General features: G+C 55.3%; 15 protein-coding genes and 1 riboswitch. Of the genes, 13 read left to right on the top strand and 2 right to left on the bottom strand.

The features are described from left to right. Positions 1 to 314: 314 nt before the first annotated feature. Positions 315 to 1,673 carry an aspartate kinase gene (locus tag FC18_RS06225; protein ID WP_056975756.1) on the bottom strand — a complete coding sequence of 453 codons (1,359 nt, stop codon included), beginning with the start codon at positions 1,671 to 1,673 and terminating at the stop codon, positions 315 to 317. Positions 1,674 to 1,812: 139 nt separating this feature from the next. Further along, positions 1,813 to 1,987: riboswitch (Lysine riboswitch) on the top strand. Between the two features lie 398 nt (positions 1,988 to 2,385). Between FC18_RS06225 and alr the strand changes: the two genes are divergently transcribed. The 13 genes from alr to FC18_RS06165 all read left to right on the top strand — a co-directional run bounded on the left by alr (position 2,386) and on the right by FC18_RS06165 (position 13,873). Then, positions 2,386 to 3,504: an alanine racemase gene (gene alr / locus FC18_RS06220; protein ID WP_056975754.1), complete on the top strand. Its 1,119-nt coding sequence runs from the start codon at positions 2,386 to 2,388 to the stop codon at positions 3,502 to 3,504. A 134-nt stretch (positions 3,505 to 3,638) separates the two neighbouring features. After that, positions 3,639 to 4,922: a diaminopimelate decarboxylase gene (gene lysA / locus FC18_RS06215; RefSeq protein WP_054678532.1), complete on the top strand. Its 1,284-nt coding sequence runs from the start codon at positions 3,639 to 3,641 to the stop codon at positions 4,920 to 4,922. 162 nt (positions 4,923 to 5,084) lie between these two features. Then, entirely contained in the window at positions 5,085 to 5,801 is a 717-nt protein-coding gene (dapD, locus tag FC18_RS06210) for a 2,3,4,5-tetrahydropyridine-2,6-dicarboxylate N-acetyltransferase (protein WP_054678495.1), read from the top strand. Between the two features lie 30 nt (positions 5,802 to 5,831). Next, complete coding sequence (locus FC18_RS06205; RefSeq protein WP_054678498.1) at positions 5,832 to 6,986, top strand: N-acetyldiaminopimelate deacetylase; 1,155 nt, start codon at positions 5,832 to 5,834, stop codon at positions 6,984 to 6,986. A gap of 41 nt (positions 6,987 to 7,027) precedes the next feature. After that, complete coding sequence (gene dapA, locus FC18_RS06200) at positions 7,028 to 7,894, top strand: 4-hydroxy-tetrahydrodipicolinate synthase (protein WP_056975752.1); 867 nt, start codon at positions 7,028 to 7,030, stop codon at positions 7,892 to 7,894. A 2-nt stretch (positions 7,895 to 7,896) separates the two neighbouring features. Next, the gene (dapB, locus tag FC18_RS06195) at positions 7,897 to 8,646 is read left to right on the top strand and encodes a 4-hydroxy-tetrahydrodipicolinate reductase (RefSeq protein ID WP_054678501.1); all 750 of its coding nucleotides are present in this window, start codon (positions 7,897 to 7,899) and stop codon (positions 8,644 to 8,646) included. A gap of 60 nt (positions 8,647 to 8,706) precedes the next feature. Next, on the top strand, positions 8,707 to 9,879 hold the full coding sequence (locus FC18_RS06190; protein ID WP_056975750.1) for an aminotransferase class I/II-fold pyridoxal phosphate-dependent enzyme: 1,173 nt from the start codon (positions 8,707 to 8,709) through the stop codon (positions 9,877 to 9,879). Between the two features lie 138 nt (positions 9,880 to 10,017). Further along, positions 10,018 to 11,100: an aspartate-semialdehyde dehydrogenase gene (locus FC18_RS06185; protein WP_054678504.1), complete on the top strand. Its 1,083-nt coding sequence runs from the start codon at positions 10,018 to 10,020 to the stop codon at positions 11,098 to 11,100. A gap of 508 nt (positions 11,101 to 11,608) precedes the next feature. Then, positions 11,609 to 12,079: a hypothetical protein gene (locus FC18_RS12195; RefSeq protein ID WP_054678506.1), complete on the top strand. Its 471-nt coding sequence runs from the start codon at positions 11,609 to 11,611 to the stop codon at positions 12,077 to 12,079. 63 nt (positions 12,080 to 12,142) lie between these two features. Next, on the top strand, positions 12,143 to 12,313 hold the full coding sequence (locus FC18_RS12050; protein WP_156300890.1) for a hypothetical protein: 171 nt from the start codon (positions 12,143 to 12,145) through the stop codon (positions 12,311 to 12,313). A gap of 368 nt (positions 12,314 to 12,681) precedes the next feature. Next, on the top strand, positions 12,682 to 13,119 hold the full coding sequence (locus FC18_RS06175; RefSeq protein WP_156300891.1) for a hypothetical protein: 438 nt from the start codon (positions 12,682 to 12,684) through the stop codon (positions 13,117 to 13,119). Between the two features lie 150 nt (positions 13,120 to 13,269). Then, positions 13,270 to 13,554, top strand: a complete 285-nt coding sequence (locus tag FC18_RS06170; RefSeq protein ID WP_054678511.1) for a type II toxin-antitoxin system RelB/DinJ family antitoxin — start codon at positions 13,270 to 13,272, stop codon at positions 13,552 to 13,554. Beyond that, the gene (locus FC18_RS06165; RefSeq protein ID WP_054678514.1) at positions 13,541 to 13,873 is read left to right on the top strand and encodes a hypothetical protein; all 333 of its coding nucleotides are present in this window, start codon (positions 13,541 to 13,543) and stop codon (positions 13,871 to 13,873) included. The genes FC18_RS06170 and FC18_RS06165 overlap by 14 nt, the downstream gene beginning before the upstream one ends. Before the next feature lie 155 nt (positions 13,874 to 14,028). Here FC18_RS06165 and FC18_RS06160 read toward each other — a convergent pair whose 3' ends face one another. After that, a complete protein-coding gene (locus FC18_RS06160) occupies positions 14,029 to 14,736 on the bottom strand; it encodes a glucosamine-6-phosphate deaminase (protein ID WP_054678517.1) in 708 nt (235 codons plus the stop codon). Positions 14,737 to 14,948 lie beyond the last annotated feature (212 nt).

The following is a 14,948-nucleotide window of genomic DNA, read 5'->3' as shown; positions in this document are numbered from 1 at the left end:
AGCGACGCTGTAACGGGCGTACCCGTAGTCGACTTACACTTGCTCGCCGGCTACCTGCGCGAAGACCATTTTCACTTGCGCTGACGTACCGGTTTGCACCAGACCCGGCTCTCTGCATCGTTGCCACAAGTTACTTATCTTCGGGATGAACGTCAAAAAGTGGGACGTTCAAACACGTTAATTATTAATGATTGAACTCATATTAAGACTAAATGAGTGGTTCGTCAACTGCCTGATAAACAAATTGGGACAAAATTAGCACCGCCACGCAAATTTTGCGGCGATATTAATTTTGTCCCAATCACAGTGCTGATTTATTTTTCCGAACTCAACTTGTAGATGACGCGGACCGCAGTCTCGGCGCTTTCGCTGGCGACCCCGATCATCGTGCTGATGCGGGAGGCCCCCTGGTTGATCATAGTTGGCGCAATGCCGGCGTCGGCCAGGCGGGTGAGCACCTTGCTGATGAGGTCGTGCTTGGTGTACAGGCCTTCGCCGACAATCATCAGGATGGCAAAATCATCGAACCATTCGAGCTGGTCGGGGTTGATGGCTTCCTGGATTTCGCTGGTCATCGCGTCGACTTGGCTGTTATTGATCTGGTCCTTGGCGAAGATGATGGTGAGGTCGTCAATCCCAGAAGGCATGTGTTCGTAGCTAACGTTGTATTTGTACAGAATCTGCAGAATCTTGAGGGTCAGCCCCACTTCCTTGTTCAGCAGGTAGCGGTGCAGGTACAGGGCCTTGAAGCCGTTGTTGACCGCAATCCCGGTGATGGAGTGGTGGTGCCGCACGTCCTTGGTTGGCGCGATGAACGTCCCACGAGCTTCGGGGTCGTTGGTGTTCTTCACGTTGACGCGGATGCCGCCCTGGATGACGGGGATGATGGCCTCGTCGTTGAAGACGGAGAAGCCGGAGTAGGACAGCTCCCGCATTTCCCGGTACGTCAGCGTGTTGATGGCACGTGGGTGGTCGATGATGTGGGGGTCAACGGCGTAGATGGCGGACACGTCGGTGAAGTTCTCGTACAAATCGACGTGGAAGCCGCGGGCGAGGATTGAGCCGGTGATGTCACTGCCGCCGCGGGCGAAGGTGGCCAAGTTGCCGTCCTTGTCGTAAGCGAAGAACCCGGGAACGACAATGCGCTTGCCGTCCGGAATCTGGAACTTCGCGATGCTGGCGTAACTGGATTCAACCAGCTCGGACGCGCGGGGCGCACCGGCCACGACCATACCCAGTTCCTTGGGGTCAACGAACTGGGTGGGTGCGAACTGTTCGTTCATGATGTGGCTGATGAGCTGGGAGTTCATGTTCTCCCCCTGCGCCATGAATGCGGCGTACAGGTGCTCAGTGGTGGGGTAGCTCGCCGTTTCGAGGTCAATCAAGTGCTGGTTGAGGTGCGCGACGGTGTCGTCAGTGATGTGGAAGTAGTCAGCAATCTCCTGGTACCGCGCGATGATCTCATTGCGAATCGGTGCCGTGTCCTGCTCCGACTGAACGGTGGCCGCGAGCTTAACGAGCAGGTCAGTAACCTTCGTGTCGCCCTTGAACCGTTTGCCGGGGGCGGAAAGAACCGCAATCCGGCGCTCCGGGTCTGCGATGATAATGTTGATTGCTTTAGCGACTTGCTCGCCGGTAGCTAGAGAAGAGCCGCCGAACTTGATAACTTTCATTTTTACACTGCCCACTTTCGAAGTATTTCCATGTTAAGTTAAATGGTTCGCCGATTTATTGTCAAGGCTTGACAGGAATAATTTGTCGTCGTACTCTAATAAAGTATTAATGTGACACGGAATGCGTCACATAATTAAATAATCTGATAGAGGTTGCGGTCGACAAGACTAGCACGGTGGAGTTCCAGTCAGGGACATTGATGCCGCGCGAAAGGGGACACCGCCGAAGTTGTGCACTTGACGCGTGCATAGCTGGGACGCTGGTTAATAGCCGGCGGACTGTCGTCGACTTTCGACGGAGCGCTATCGCAACTCCTAATGACTATTAACTGACGGTCCCAGTGGATGTGCGTACGCGCAGACACTGGGGCCGTTTTTAGTTACCGTTATTGCTTTAGCAATTACGGTAACTTAACTCGTAGCGAGCTTGCGAGCGAAGATACTTCCGCTTCCGTTTCACCGTGCGGTGCCTGCATTCATTGTATCAAGTCCGCCCAGTTAAAGCGAACACATGTCAGTAATCCATAAACAATGCATATAGCTTGTTATGAATTCCCACATTGCGTTTAAATCGCTCATAATTTGGGCGCAAACCCCGTGCTGCATGGGGGTCTGCGGTACAATTAGGGGGTAAATGCTCGGGCGGAGTGCTTAGAGCAAGTAAGGGGCGCCGCCTGGCAGCGACCCACTAATCATTTGGAGGCACATATTTATGGTTGTAGCGCAGAACAGACCAACCCGGCTACTGATTTCGAAGGCCGCGGTTGCACATAACTTGGCAGAAACACGCAAGGCCGCGCACGCCAAGACCGTTTTCCTCGCGGTGAAGGCGAACGCGTACGGCTTCGGTTTGCTCGAAGTCAGCAAGGCTGCGATTGACGGCGGGGCGGATGGTCTCGCCGTGGCGGTGATCGACGAAGCACTCGCCCTGCGCGAGGCCGGCTTCACTTGCCCAATCCTCATCATGTCGCTGATTCAGCCGGAATACGCCGGCATTGCGGCGGCCAACAACTTCATCACCACCGTCGCCAGCATCGACTGGCTCGGCCAGGCCGCTAAGTACATTAACGGCGATGTGCCACTGCGGGTGTCCGTCGCAGTGGACACGGGGATGGGCCGCATCGGTTACCGCGACCGGGCGGAAATCGATGCGAGCCTGAACTACATGGAAGACAACGCCAGCTTGTTCACCTACTACGGCCTGATGACGCACTTCTCCCAGGCCGACTCCGAAAAGGTTGACTACTTCCACAAGCAGCTGGCCCGCTGGCACGAACTGACCGATACGCTGCCGAAGCCACCGATGATTCACGTGGCCAACTCTGGGGCGGCGATGTACCACGCGGACGAAATCCCGCATGACGTCATTCGCGCCGGGACCGTCGTGTACGGCATCGAACCCTCCCTCGGCGAGTTGCGCAAGGATGACTACCTGCAGCAGATTGAACGGCTCGAAACCGAACTGGTCTTCGTTAAGCAAATGCACGAAGGCGACGGTATCTCGTACGGCCACATCTACCACGCCCACGAAGGCGAATGGATTGGCACCGTGGCCCTGGGCTATGGTGACGGGTTGATGCGGAAGCTCACCGGCTTCCACGTCCTGGTTAACGGCCAGGAATGCCCGATTGTGGGGAAACTCGCCATGGACGCCATGATGATCAAGCTGCCGGGCAACTTGCCGGTCGGCACCAAGGTGACCGTGCTCGGGACCGATGGCGATAAGACCATTCGCCTCGATGACTGGGCGGATTACATTGGCATCGCGCCGTGGGAACTCTCGATTATTTTCCAGGACCGCCTCAAGCGGGAACTGGTCGAACGCTTCTAGCTAAGGGCGGGCGCAGTTCGCGGACGGAATTGTGGTGCCATATTAGCTAATTAATAATTGCAAAAAACATATGTTGTTGCGGTGGGGATTATCCGACACTCAGACACGATAATTAAGGAGAAATTAGCATGACAATTCCATTTACGACGAACGACGCAGGTGCTTTGACCATTGGCGGCGTGCCCGCGACCGACCTGGCGCAGCAGTATGGCACACCACTGTATGTGTACGACGTGGAACGTATCCGCGGCGCCATCCGGGCGTACCGGACGGCCTTTGACCAGCACAACGTGGACTACGCCGTGAGCTATGCGGCCAAGGCGTTCGCCAGCGTGGCGATGTTCCAGGTGGCCGCTGAAGAACAGGCGCACCTCGACGTGGTGTCTGGCGGTGAAATCGCAACGGCGCAAAAAGCGGGCTTCAACATGGCCAACGTGTCCTTCAATGGTAACAACAAGTCCGATGACGAACTGAATTACGCGCTGGAAGTGGGTCTGGGCACCATCATCGTCGACAACGACTTCGAACTGGTGCGGCTGGCTAAGCTCGCGGCGGCCAAGGGCATCAAGCAGAAGATTCTGCTGCGGATTGCGCCGGCCGTGTCCGCGCACACGCACGAATACATCATGACCGGCCAGGCTGACAGCAAGTTCGGCTTCGACGTGGCGTCCGGCCAGGTTGCTGACGCCATCAAGAAGGCCGAGGCGGAAACAAGCCTCGACTTGCTCGGCCTGCACGCCCACATCGGCTCCCAGATTTTTGAAATCGAGGGCTTTGTGGCCGAAGCCGAGAAGCTGGTCGAGCTGGCGGCAGCGAACCACTTCACTCCCCGTGTGTTCGACGTCGGCGGCGGTTTCGGCATTCAGTACACGGATGACGACAAGCCACTGGCATCCAATAAGTTCATCGACGCGCTGGTGGCGGTGATTGAGAAGGGCGCGCACGCCAATGGCTGGGACACACCAGCTATCTGGATTGAACCAGGGCGCTCCATCGTCGGCGCGGCCGGCACCACGCTGTATACGGCGGGCTCCAGCAAGACCATCCCCGGCGTGCGGACGTACCAGACTGTCGACGGGGGCATGGGCGACAACATTCGCCCCGCACTCTACCAGGCAGACTACCAGGCCGTCGTGGCGGATCAGGCCACGGCGCCAGCAACCACGACCGTGACCTTGGCCGGCAAGTACTGCGAATCCGGCGACATCCTGATTAAAGACGCCAAGCTGCCTGCCATCAAGCCGGGTGACATCATCGCGTTATTGAGCACCGGGGCGTACGGCTACTCCATGGCGTCCCTCTACAACCGCAACCCGCGGCCGGCCGTGGTCTTCGCCGAAAACGGCAAGAGCCAGGAAGTTATCCGCCGCGAAACTTGGGAGGACTTAACGGATCACGACCTGGATTACCAGGGCTAGGCGTCCGCGTTAAATGAGAATTTGCCCCGCTTGACCAAAAATTAATAAGTAACACCCAATTTTTCACTACGCCCTGCACCAAACTTGTTAAAATGGGAATGACGTAATGCATTTTAGGTAAGTTGAAAGCACGCAGATACTACCCACAATAAGGAGATAGACATGGCTAAACAATTTGACGCAGAAAAGGTTATCGAATACATCGCGACCGCACCCAAGAAGACGCCCGTACAGGTCACAATCGCGGGGGACATGGACCAGTTGACGGACGTGCCCGCTGGCGTTGAAGCATTCCTCGACGTGAAGACTGGCCGACTCTTCGGGGACAACGAAGTGATTGCGCCATGGTTGGCAGCGAACGCGGCGCACATCAGCGCCCAGCACGTTGAAGTTGCTGCGCGCAACTCAGGTGTGCCAATGCTCGACATTACCCACACCAACGCCCGGATTGAACCAGGTGCAATCATCCGTGAACACGTGGCAATCGGGGACAACGCCGTCATCATGATGGGGGCTGTCATCAACATTGGTTCCTTCATCGGTGATGCCTCCATGATCGACATGGGCGCCGTGCTCGGTGGCCGCGCAACGGTCGGCAAGCACTGCCACATCGGTGCGGGGGCCGTCCTCGCCGGCGTTGTTGAACCAGCATCCGCAACCCCAGTTATCGTTGAAGACAACGTGCTGGTTGGGGCCAACGCGGTTGTGCTCGAAGGTGTGCGGATTGGTGAAGGCGCAGTCGTTGCGGCCGGCGCCATCGTCACCAAGGACGTCCCTGCCCACACCGTTGTTGCTGGTGTACCCGCTAAGGTCATCAAGGAAATCGACGCGAAGACTGAAGGCAAGACCGCGCTGATCGACGCGCTGCGTAACCTGTAATATTTGCCGAACTGCATAAAGGAGACCGCCATGCCAGATTTAACCGCCGCTGAACTCAGTACCATTCGTGAAGACTTGCACCGTATTCCGGAACTCGCGCTACACGAAACACGCACCCATGAATACCTGCGTAAACTGATTGGTAGCTGGCAGGTACCCTTTATGGAAGTAACTGGAATTCCCGCGGTGCCCACAGCCATCCTCGTGCACCTGGCCGGGACCAATCCCCAGCGGACGATTGGCTACCGGACGGACATCGACGCGCTGCCGGTGACGGAAGAGACCGGGCTGGACTTCGCCTCCACGATTCCGGGGCAGATGCATGCGTGCGGCCACGACGTCCACATGACCGTGGCCCTGGGCGTTTTGCGACACTTCACCTTGAACCAGCCCCGCGATAACATGGTGTTCTTCTTCCAGCCGGCGGAAGAAAACGACTTTGGCGGCAAGCGGGCCTATGATGCCGGTGCTTTTGCGGGTAAGTGGCGGCCAGATGAATTTTACGGCCTGCACGACAACCCAGACCTGCCGGCGGGCCAAATCGCCACGCGGCTCGGCACGCTTTTTGCCGGCACCACCGAGATTCACCTGACCTTCACCGGGGTGAGCGGCCACGCGGCGTTCCCGCACCAGGCCAACGATGCCTTAGTTGCAGCGGCAGCTTTTGTCATGCAGGTGCAGACCGTGGTTTCGCGCAACGTTGACCCAGTCCGGGGCGGCGTGGTCACGATTGGCGACCTGCACGCGGGCACCATCGGCAACGTCATCGCCGGGTCCGCACACCTGGACGGCACTATCCGGGCGTTCCGCCAGGTGGACATCGAGATGATGCAGAAGCGGGTACGGGCGATTGCGGACGGGGTCGGCGCGACGTACGGCGTGCAGGTTGACCTGAACCTGATCCAGGGCGGCTACATGCCCGTGGAGAACGACCCGCAACTGACGGCAGACCTCATCGCCTTCATGCGCCAGGACGCAACGATTGATTTTGCCGACATTGCACCCGCGATGACCGGTGAAGACTTCGGGTTCCTGCTGCAGAAGTTCCCCGGCACCATGGTGTGGCTGGGCGTCGGTGATCCCGGCCACCCGCTGCACAGCAGTAAGATGAGTCCGGACGAGGCGGCACTGCTGCCCGGAGTGTCTGGCTTCGTCAAGTTTTTGACCCACCGGATGGCCGAATAGTACCACTGCCACTGGCTTGCACTTACGAAAGGAAGAGTAAGATGTTTAAGAATGTTCCGATTATCACGGCCCTCGTCACCCCCTTTACCACTGAGGATGAGGTTGACTACCCCGCACTCGACGCGCTGATTGAACGCATGCTGGGTGAGGGGGTCACCGGGTTCCTCGTTGCGGGGACTACTGGTGAATCACCTAACCTGACGCACGCCGAGAAGATTGCGCTGTTCACGCACGTAGGTGAATTGCTTAAGGGCAAAAACGCGGTGCAGGTAGCCAACGTGGGAACGAACAGCACGGCGGCCTCAGCGGCACTGGCCAAGGAGGCTAGTGCCATCGCCGGCGTCGACGCCTTGCTTGCGGTCGCACCTTACTACAACAAGCCAAGCCAGGCGGGGATGATTGCCCACTTCACCAAGATTGCGGACGCCAGTAGCGTGCCCGTCATTCTGTACAACATTCCGGGCCGCGTGGTGGTCACCATCGACAACGACACGATTGTGGAACTGGCTAAGCACCCGCGGATTAAGGGCGTTAAGCAGTGCACGACGATCGACGATATTGCCTACCTGGTCAAGAACACGCCGGATGACTTTGCCGTATACACCGGTGAAGACGGCCAGATGCTGGATGCCATTCGCGTTGGCGGTGCCGGCGTGATTTCTGTTGCCAGCCACGTGCTGGCGCCAGAGATGCTCGAGTGCCTGACTGCCGAAAGCGCAGAGGACATTGCCAGTGCCGACGAGCTGATGGATGACCTGACGCCGAAGATGAACGCCTTGTTCCGCTTCCCGTCTCCTGAGCCCATCAAGATGCTCCTGGCCCACCGCGGTGAAATCAACGAAGACATGCGGCTGCCAATGATTAAGCTCACGGCTGATGAAGCTGCGCAAGTTTTGGAAAGGATCTAACTATGACAACAGTTATTTTGGCTGGGGCGTTCGGCAAAATGGGCCAGCGCATTCAGGAAATGATTAAGGGCACCGACGACCTCGAAGTAGTTGCTGCCTTCAGCCCACTGGGCGCAGAACCGGCGGACTTCCCCGTCTTCACCAAGTATGAGGACATCAACGTGCCCGCAGACGTGTGGATGGACATGACGACACCGGCTGGCGCGAAGGCCAACGGTGAATTTGCCCTGACCCACGGCTACGACATTGTGATTGGGACGAGCGGCTTGCAGCCGGAAGACACCAAGAAGCTGGGGGCACTGGCTGCAGCCAACAAGCGCCACTTGCTGATTGTGCCTAACTTCGGTATTTCCGCCGTATTGCTGATGCAGTTCGCACAGAAGGCAGCCAAGTACTTCCCCGATGCGGAAGTGCTCGAATACCACCACGAAGACAAGCTGGACGCACCATCCGGGACGGCCCGCGCCACGGCGCAGGCGATTGCGGCGGCCCGCACCGGCAAGCCACGCGCACCGAAGTCCGACGCGCCTGCACGCGGTGAGGACATCGACGGCATCCAGGTCCACGCAGTCCGGCTGCCCGGGTTTAACGCCTCCGAAGAAGTTATCTTCGGCGGCCCCGGTGAAGCCTTGACCATTCGCCAGGACTCTTTCGACCGCTCCTCCTTCATGGCGGGCATTGCCCTGTCCATCCGCAGCGTGAATGGCCTGCCTGACGCCCTGACTGTTGGCCTCGATTCACTGCTTAAGTAAAATTTTTCGTACCCATGCACAAAGGCAGATGCCCCGCATTTGCCCAGGAAAGAAGTAACCATGACAGAACTCAAACCTGCGCTCGCGCAACTTGGCAACAAGGCGCTGGCGACCATCGAACCATCCGCAATTCGCGCGGTTGACCAGAACATCAGTAACATTCCCGGAATCATCAAGTTGACGCTCGGCGAACCCGACTTTGCGGTGCCCGAACACATCAAACGCGTCACCGAAGCGGCCATCCGCGATGATTGGTCCCACTACGCGCCGTCCATGGGCTACATGGACCTGCGTGAGAACGTGGCCAAGTACCTGAACGAACGCTTCGGCGGCCAGTATGTGGCTGAAGAAGTTATCGTGACGGTCGGCGCGACGGAATCCATCGCGGCGGCCCTCGGCGGTCTGTTCAACCCTGGCGACACGCTGATTGTGCCGACCCCTGAATTTCCGCTCTATTCCGCGATTGGCCGGATGAACGGGATGAACGTGGTCGAGGTCAACACCGCTCCTGAGTTCATCATGACGCCGGAACGCCTGCAGACCGTGCTGGCGGCGCACCCAGACGCCAAGGCAATCGTGCTGAATTACCCGGGCAACCCAACTGGGGTCACCTACACACACGCGCAGATCAAGGCCTTGGCGGCGGCGATTGCGCAGACGGACATGCTGGTGCTGTCTGACGAAATTTATGCGGAACTGTCCTACGACGAAGACCACCTGAGCCTGGCCAAGTTGCTGCCAGAACAGACGCTGCTCATCAGCGGCTTCAGTAAGTCCCACGCGATGACTGGCTACCGGGTCGGCTACGTGGCGGGACCCAAGGAACTGACGGCGCAGGTCGGCAAGATGCACCAGTACATGGTGACAACGGTGGCCAGCCCCATGCAGCGGGCCGCGGTCGAAGCGCTGGTTAATGGGCGCGATGATGCGGCCAAGATGCGCGATGTCTACCATAAGCGCCGTGACCTGGTGCTGGCGGGGCTGAAGGAAGTCGGCTTCGACGCACCAACACCGGGCGGGGCCTTCTACATTTTCGCCAAGATGCCGGCGCAGTTCGGCACCGACGACGTGCAGTTCGTCTACACGCTCGCCAAGGAGGCCAAAGTCGGGCTGGTTCCTGGTTCCGTCTTCGGTCCCGGGGGTGAGGGTTACGTGCGCCTGTCCTACGCCGCATCAACGGCGAACCTGGAAGAATGCATCCGGCGAATTCAGAATTTTGTCCGCACGCACTAGTTCCGCGTGGTGGTATATTAGGGTTTCAAGTTCCAAATCGTTAGCGGCTGCGCAGTTGCGGACCGCAAAAATACACACCGCGAATATTTTGCAGTGAATAAGCCGGCGCGTGTGCCGGTGATATGGGGGAAATATTTTATGGCAAAGCAGTACACAGTAGCAATTCTGGGGGCCACCGGTGCGGTGGGTACCCGCATGATCGAGCAGCTCGAACAGTCCACGATTCCGGTGGGCGAGATTCACCTGCTCGCATCGTCCCGGTCCGCGGGCAAGACCCTCTACTTCAAGGGTGAACCCGTCACGATTGAAGAGGCCGTGCCGGATTCATTCAACGGTGTCGACCTGGTTCTGGCTTCCGCTGGTGGTTCCGTCTCCGGACGCCTGCTGCCCGAAGCGGTGAAGCGCGGCGCTGTCTGTGTCGACAACACCTCCTTCTTCCGCATGAACGACAACGTGCCTTTGGTTGTGCCTGAAGTTAACCCAGACGCACTGGCGAACCACAACGGGATCATCGCGAACCCGAACTGCTCCACCATCCAGATGGTCGTTGCGCTTGAACCAGTGCGCCAGAAGTTCGGCTTGAACCAGATTATTGTTTCCACCTACCAGGCAGCTGGTGGGGCTGGCCAGTCTGCCATCAACGAACTGTACCGTGAAGCACAGGAGAAGATTGACGGCAAGGAGATGCAGGCAGAAATCCTGCCAGTGAAGGGTGACAAGAAGCACTACCCACTGGCATTCAACCTGTTGCCACAGATTGACGTGTTCGAGGATGCCGATTACACGCATGAAGAGTGGAAGATGATCCACGAAACCAAGAAGATCATGTACGGCGACAAGAACAGTACGGACATCAAGGTCACAGCTACCTGTGTCCGTGTGCCCGTGCCAATCGGTCATGGTGAGACGGTCTACTTCACAACCGAGAAGCAGCCAACCCCTGACGAAATCCGCCAGAGCTTGACGGGTGCTGCCGGCGTGGTGGTTCAGGATGACCCTGCCCACCAGATTTACCCCCAGCCAATCACCGCTGAAGGCAGCCGCGACACCTTCGTCGGCCGCATCCGTGCCGATGTCGAGAACCCCGGTGCTTACCACATGTGGGTTGTGTCCGATAACCTGCTGAAGGGTGCTGCATGGAACACCGTGCAGATTGCCGAGGAGCTGGTTGCCCGCGACCTGGTACACGTACCAGCTGGTAGTGCGGAGCTGTTTAACTAGTCACGTTATGGTTCGGTTATCCATTAATTGGGTAAAACAGAACAACGAGTAACGAACGGATTATCAAAATATATCTGCTGAATCCCTTGTTTGACGCCGGTTTGCGCGTTAAGCAGGGGATTTTTTGTTGGCTACACAAAATTTTTGAATGTAATTTTATGAATATTTTCTGCATGCTCACGACCGACTTTCAGCAAAATTGTCGGTCTAAATGTTACCAATGAAATAAAAAACGCCGGTTCTACAACGTGAAACGGCTAAATTCGTAAAACTTATAGTACCATCAAGCTTTTTCTTTATACATTTGGACGGGAAAATTTGCAGATAAACGTTGATATATCAACGTTTGCAAATTCTTTACTTACTTTTTTACGCAATTTAGGTTGCTTTTAAATTTAATAACAGGCATAATGTATCTTGTAAACAAAACGTAACTTAAAAACAAAAACGAAGAGTGCTACTGCGAGCGACAACCAATCTACGTAGCCCGACCATGGAGGAAATTATTATGTTCAAGACTTTTGCAAAACTCGGCCTGGGTGCTAAAATCGCTTCTGTTGCTACTGCAGCAGTGCTCGTAGGTTTCGCCGGTGTCGGTGTGAAGACGTTCGCTGACACCTACTGGGCTGGCCACAACGACGTGACCGCCATCAACCAGGACCTCGACAAGCTCGACCAGATGATCACGACCAAGGAAGACAAGCTCAAGCAGACCGAAAGCGACTTGAAGGATGCTAAGAGCCAGCTCGCAAGCGTGCAGTCCGCACTGACCACCGCGCAGAGCGACCTGACCAACGCGAAGAACCAGGTTAGCCAGCTGCAGGACAGCTACAACCAGCTCAAGCAGCAGAAGGATTCCGAAGAAGCAAACCTGCAGGCACAGATCCAGCAGAAGATTACGGAAACGCAGCAGGCAATTGCGGACGGTAACGCTAAGGTTGCTGACAAGCAGAAGGAAGTTGACGCTAAGCAGCAGTAAGTCAACACCGCTAACAGCACCATTTCTACTCTGAACAGCAAGATTGACACCCTGAACAACAGCGTGAACGACCTGAACAACCAGCTCACCGCTGCCAAGAAGGAAGCTGCGGACAACAAGGCCAACGCAGACGCGAAGGACAAGCAGCTCCAGCAGGCACAAGACGAAGTAAGCAGCACCCGCTCCAAGGCTGACTCCATCGTCTCCAAGCACCAGAACAACGACAACCAGTAAGATTAATTAACGCAGATGACGGCGCAAACTCGCAGGGGTTCGCGCCGTTTTTGTGCGGAGTGGAAAACTTTTTTTGCGCCGAGTTTGGCGAAAAGCGGTTCGGAAAGGTATAAGTAAAAACTACTCGTATGATAGTCCGTGAATGAATATTTAAGGCAAGACCCACTCTACGGCGTTTCACAGGGCCAAATGTGGTCTAGATGGCCAGAAAAGTTGCCGCCATGGTTTGCTGATTCATGTTATTTACTTATGGTCGGCATTCGCCAAAATGCAGAAAATTTAACCTTAGTATTATCATATCCTTTGTGTAATAATAAGTTCGTAAGCAATTGCGATGGGGATCGCAGTAAGTTTAGGATGTGAATACCATGTACAGCAACAACCGTTCACGTTATATCTGGGGAGGTATGGCGCTGATGATTTCCGTTTTGCTCATCGGCATTGGTTTCACGATGAATCGCAATAAAGCAGAGGCGGCCAGTAGTGTCCGCGCTGCTTTACGTGCGCGGATTACCGCAGCGCACGGACAGATTCAGCGGCAACGCAAAGAGATTGCTCGGACCGACGCACTACTGGCCGGGGCCAACAATCCGCAGCGACGCCAAGCTCTTAGCACCAAGCTCCGTCAACAAACCGTGCGGCTCATTAAGCTAGATGTGCGTGCGCTCGATGCTGACCGTGACTTGGCGCAGGAAGAGTATCGTGTGAAACCAACCGCAGTGAACAAGCGCCACTTGCACACAGCACGCCTCGCCGTCAATCAGATTAGTCAGCGAATGACTGCGCTCATGGCAGCAGCAGAGTAGTATTCAGTGCGTCGTGGAAACAGGGGAACAGAAAATAGGAGCCAGACACCGGGTAATTGTGGGGTCTGGCTCCTTTTTCGTCATCCACTTCAATGTGATTGAATACGGATTGATAATGGAGTAATATTGGAGTGAAAGAGGGTGCTTATTGTGGATGCAACGAAGAAAAAGCTTCAGGCTAATGTGGATAAGGATGCCGATGAACAAGCACGATTGGTTTTAGATCGGCTGGGCTTCAGCGTTTCGTCAGTGGTTAATGCATTGCTGAAAAGAATTGCGGCAGAAGGCAAGATACCATTTTCACTTGAGCTTACTGAGGATGAAGTTTTGGATATCCGTTTATCTCAGGCAGTTTCTAAAGCTAAGATTCCTGTAATCAGCGGTAAGCAAGCAGTTGCTGATTATTTGCTTGAGGATGAAGATGATGACTACTAATGAAGTGGCAGTTGTTTTCGTCAAGTTCACCGATGCAAATGGCGGTAAGAGAAGACCGGTTCTGATTATTGACGGTATTGGTGAGGACGAAAAAGATCACGTTTTCAAAATAACCAGTAAGTATGCAACGAAGTCTGAACGTATCCGAGCAAAGTACTTTGAAATACATGATTGGCAACTTGCCGGGTTACGTAAACCGTCCTGGATTGATGTAAATACGGAACTAGATATTGATGATTTACCAGAATATCGAATAATTGGTAAGCTGAGCAAGAATGACCGACGATTGTTCACTTCATTTATCAATAGCTTGATTTAGTAAAGGAAGACCTTCCGCAGATTAATGCGAGAGGTCTTTTTCTGCCAAAAAAATCCGTTCACACGGGGTGAACGGATTTTGGTAATGCTAGGTTTAAAAATGCTACTTGCTCAGCTACTACTACGTGCGTAAGTGAGCAAGTACGCATTAAAATGCTACTTGCTCAGCTTGCTTGCTGCTGCTTCGTCGACGAGGAGAATTACGTCGTCGTGGTTCTGCAGTGCGGATGCAGGGCAGTCGGTGGTTACGGGGCCTTCAACGGTGGCCTTGATTGCGTCGGCCTTGTCTTCGCCGAATGCGAGGAGCAGGATCTTCTTGCCCTTCAGGATGGAGCCAATCCCCATGGAGTATGCGTAGGTAGGTACGTCCTTTTCATCTGCGAAGAAGCGGGCGTTAGCGTCGATCGTGGACTGGGTCAGGTGCACCTTCTGCGTGCCGCCATCAAGTGGTGAACCTGGTTCGTTGAAGCCGATGTGGCCGTTGCGACCGATACCCAGAAGCTGGATGTCGATTGGGTGGTTAGCAATTACCTGGTCGTAGCGTGCAGGTTCGTTGTCCGCGTCGGTTGCGAGACCGTTGGGCACGAAGGTTTCCTTGAATGGCTTCTTGTTGAACAGGTGGCTGTTCATGAAGTAACGGTAGCTCTGGTCGTTGTCGCCAGAAAGACCAACGTATTCGTCCAGGTTAACACTGGTCATGTTGCTGAAGTCCAGGTCGCTGGCGGTCATCTTGTCGTACAGAGCAACTGGTGAGCTACCAGTTGCGAGGCCCAGCGTCTTGGCGCCGTTAGCCATGCCGTCCTTGATGATTTCGAATGCTGCCTGACTAGCTTCATCCTTGTTGTTAAATACGCGTACTTGCATTGTTAGTACCCCTCTTTATGGTTTTTGTTCCGCTTCATCATTGGTATAGTCCAATTATAACACGTGGCCTAGACCTGTCAACATCTGTGACGAAAATCCTGCGAATCAGTGGCAGGAACGATAGTAGTGCGGAAATTAAACGAAATGTTTATGGTGGCATAAGTAAATCAATAAAACACCCCGATAATTGCCCAATTACGATCCAGTTACCG

It is taken from the genome of Lacticaseibacillus sharpeae JCM 1186 = DSM 20505, from assembly GCF_001436225.1.
In the GTDB taxonomy this organism is placed as follows: Bacteria; Bacillota; Bacilli; order Lactobacillales; family Lactobacillaceae; genus Lacticaseibacillus; species Lacticaseibacillus sharpeae.
The sequence above is the reverse complement of the archived record's forward strand: the minus strand, read 5'-3'. Positions and strand labels throughout refer to the sequence as shown.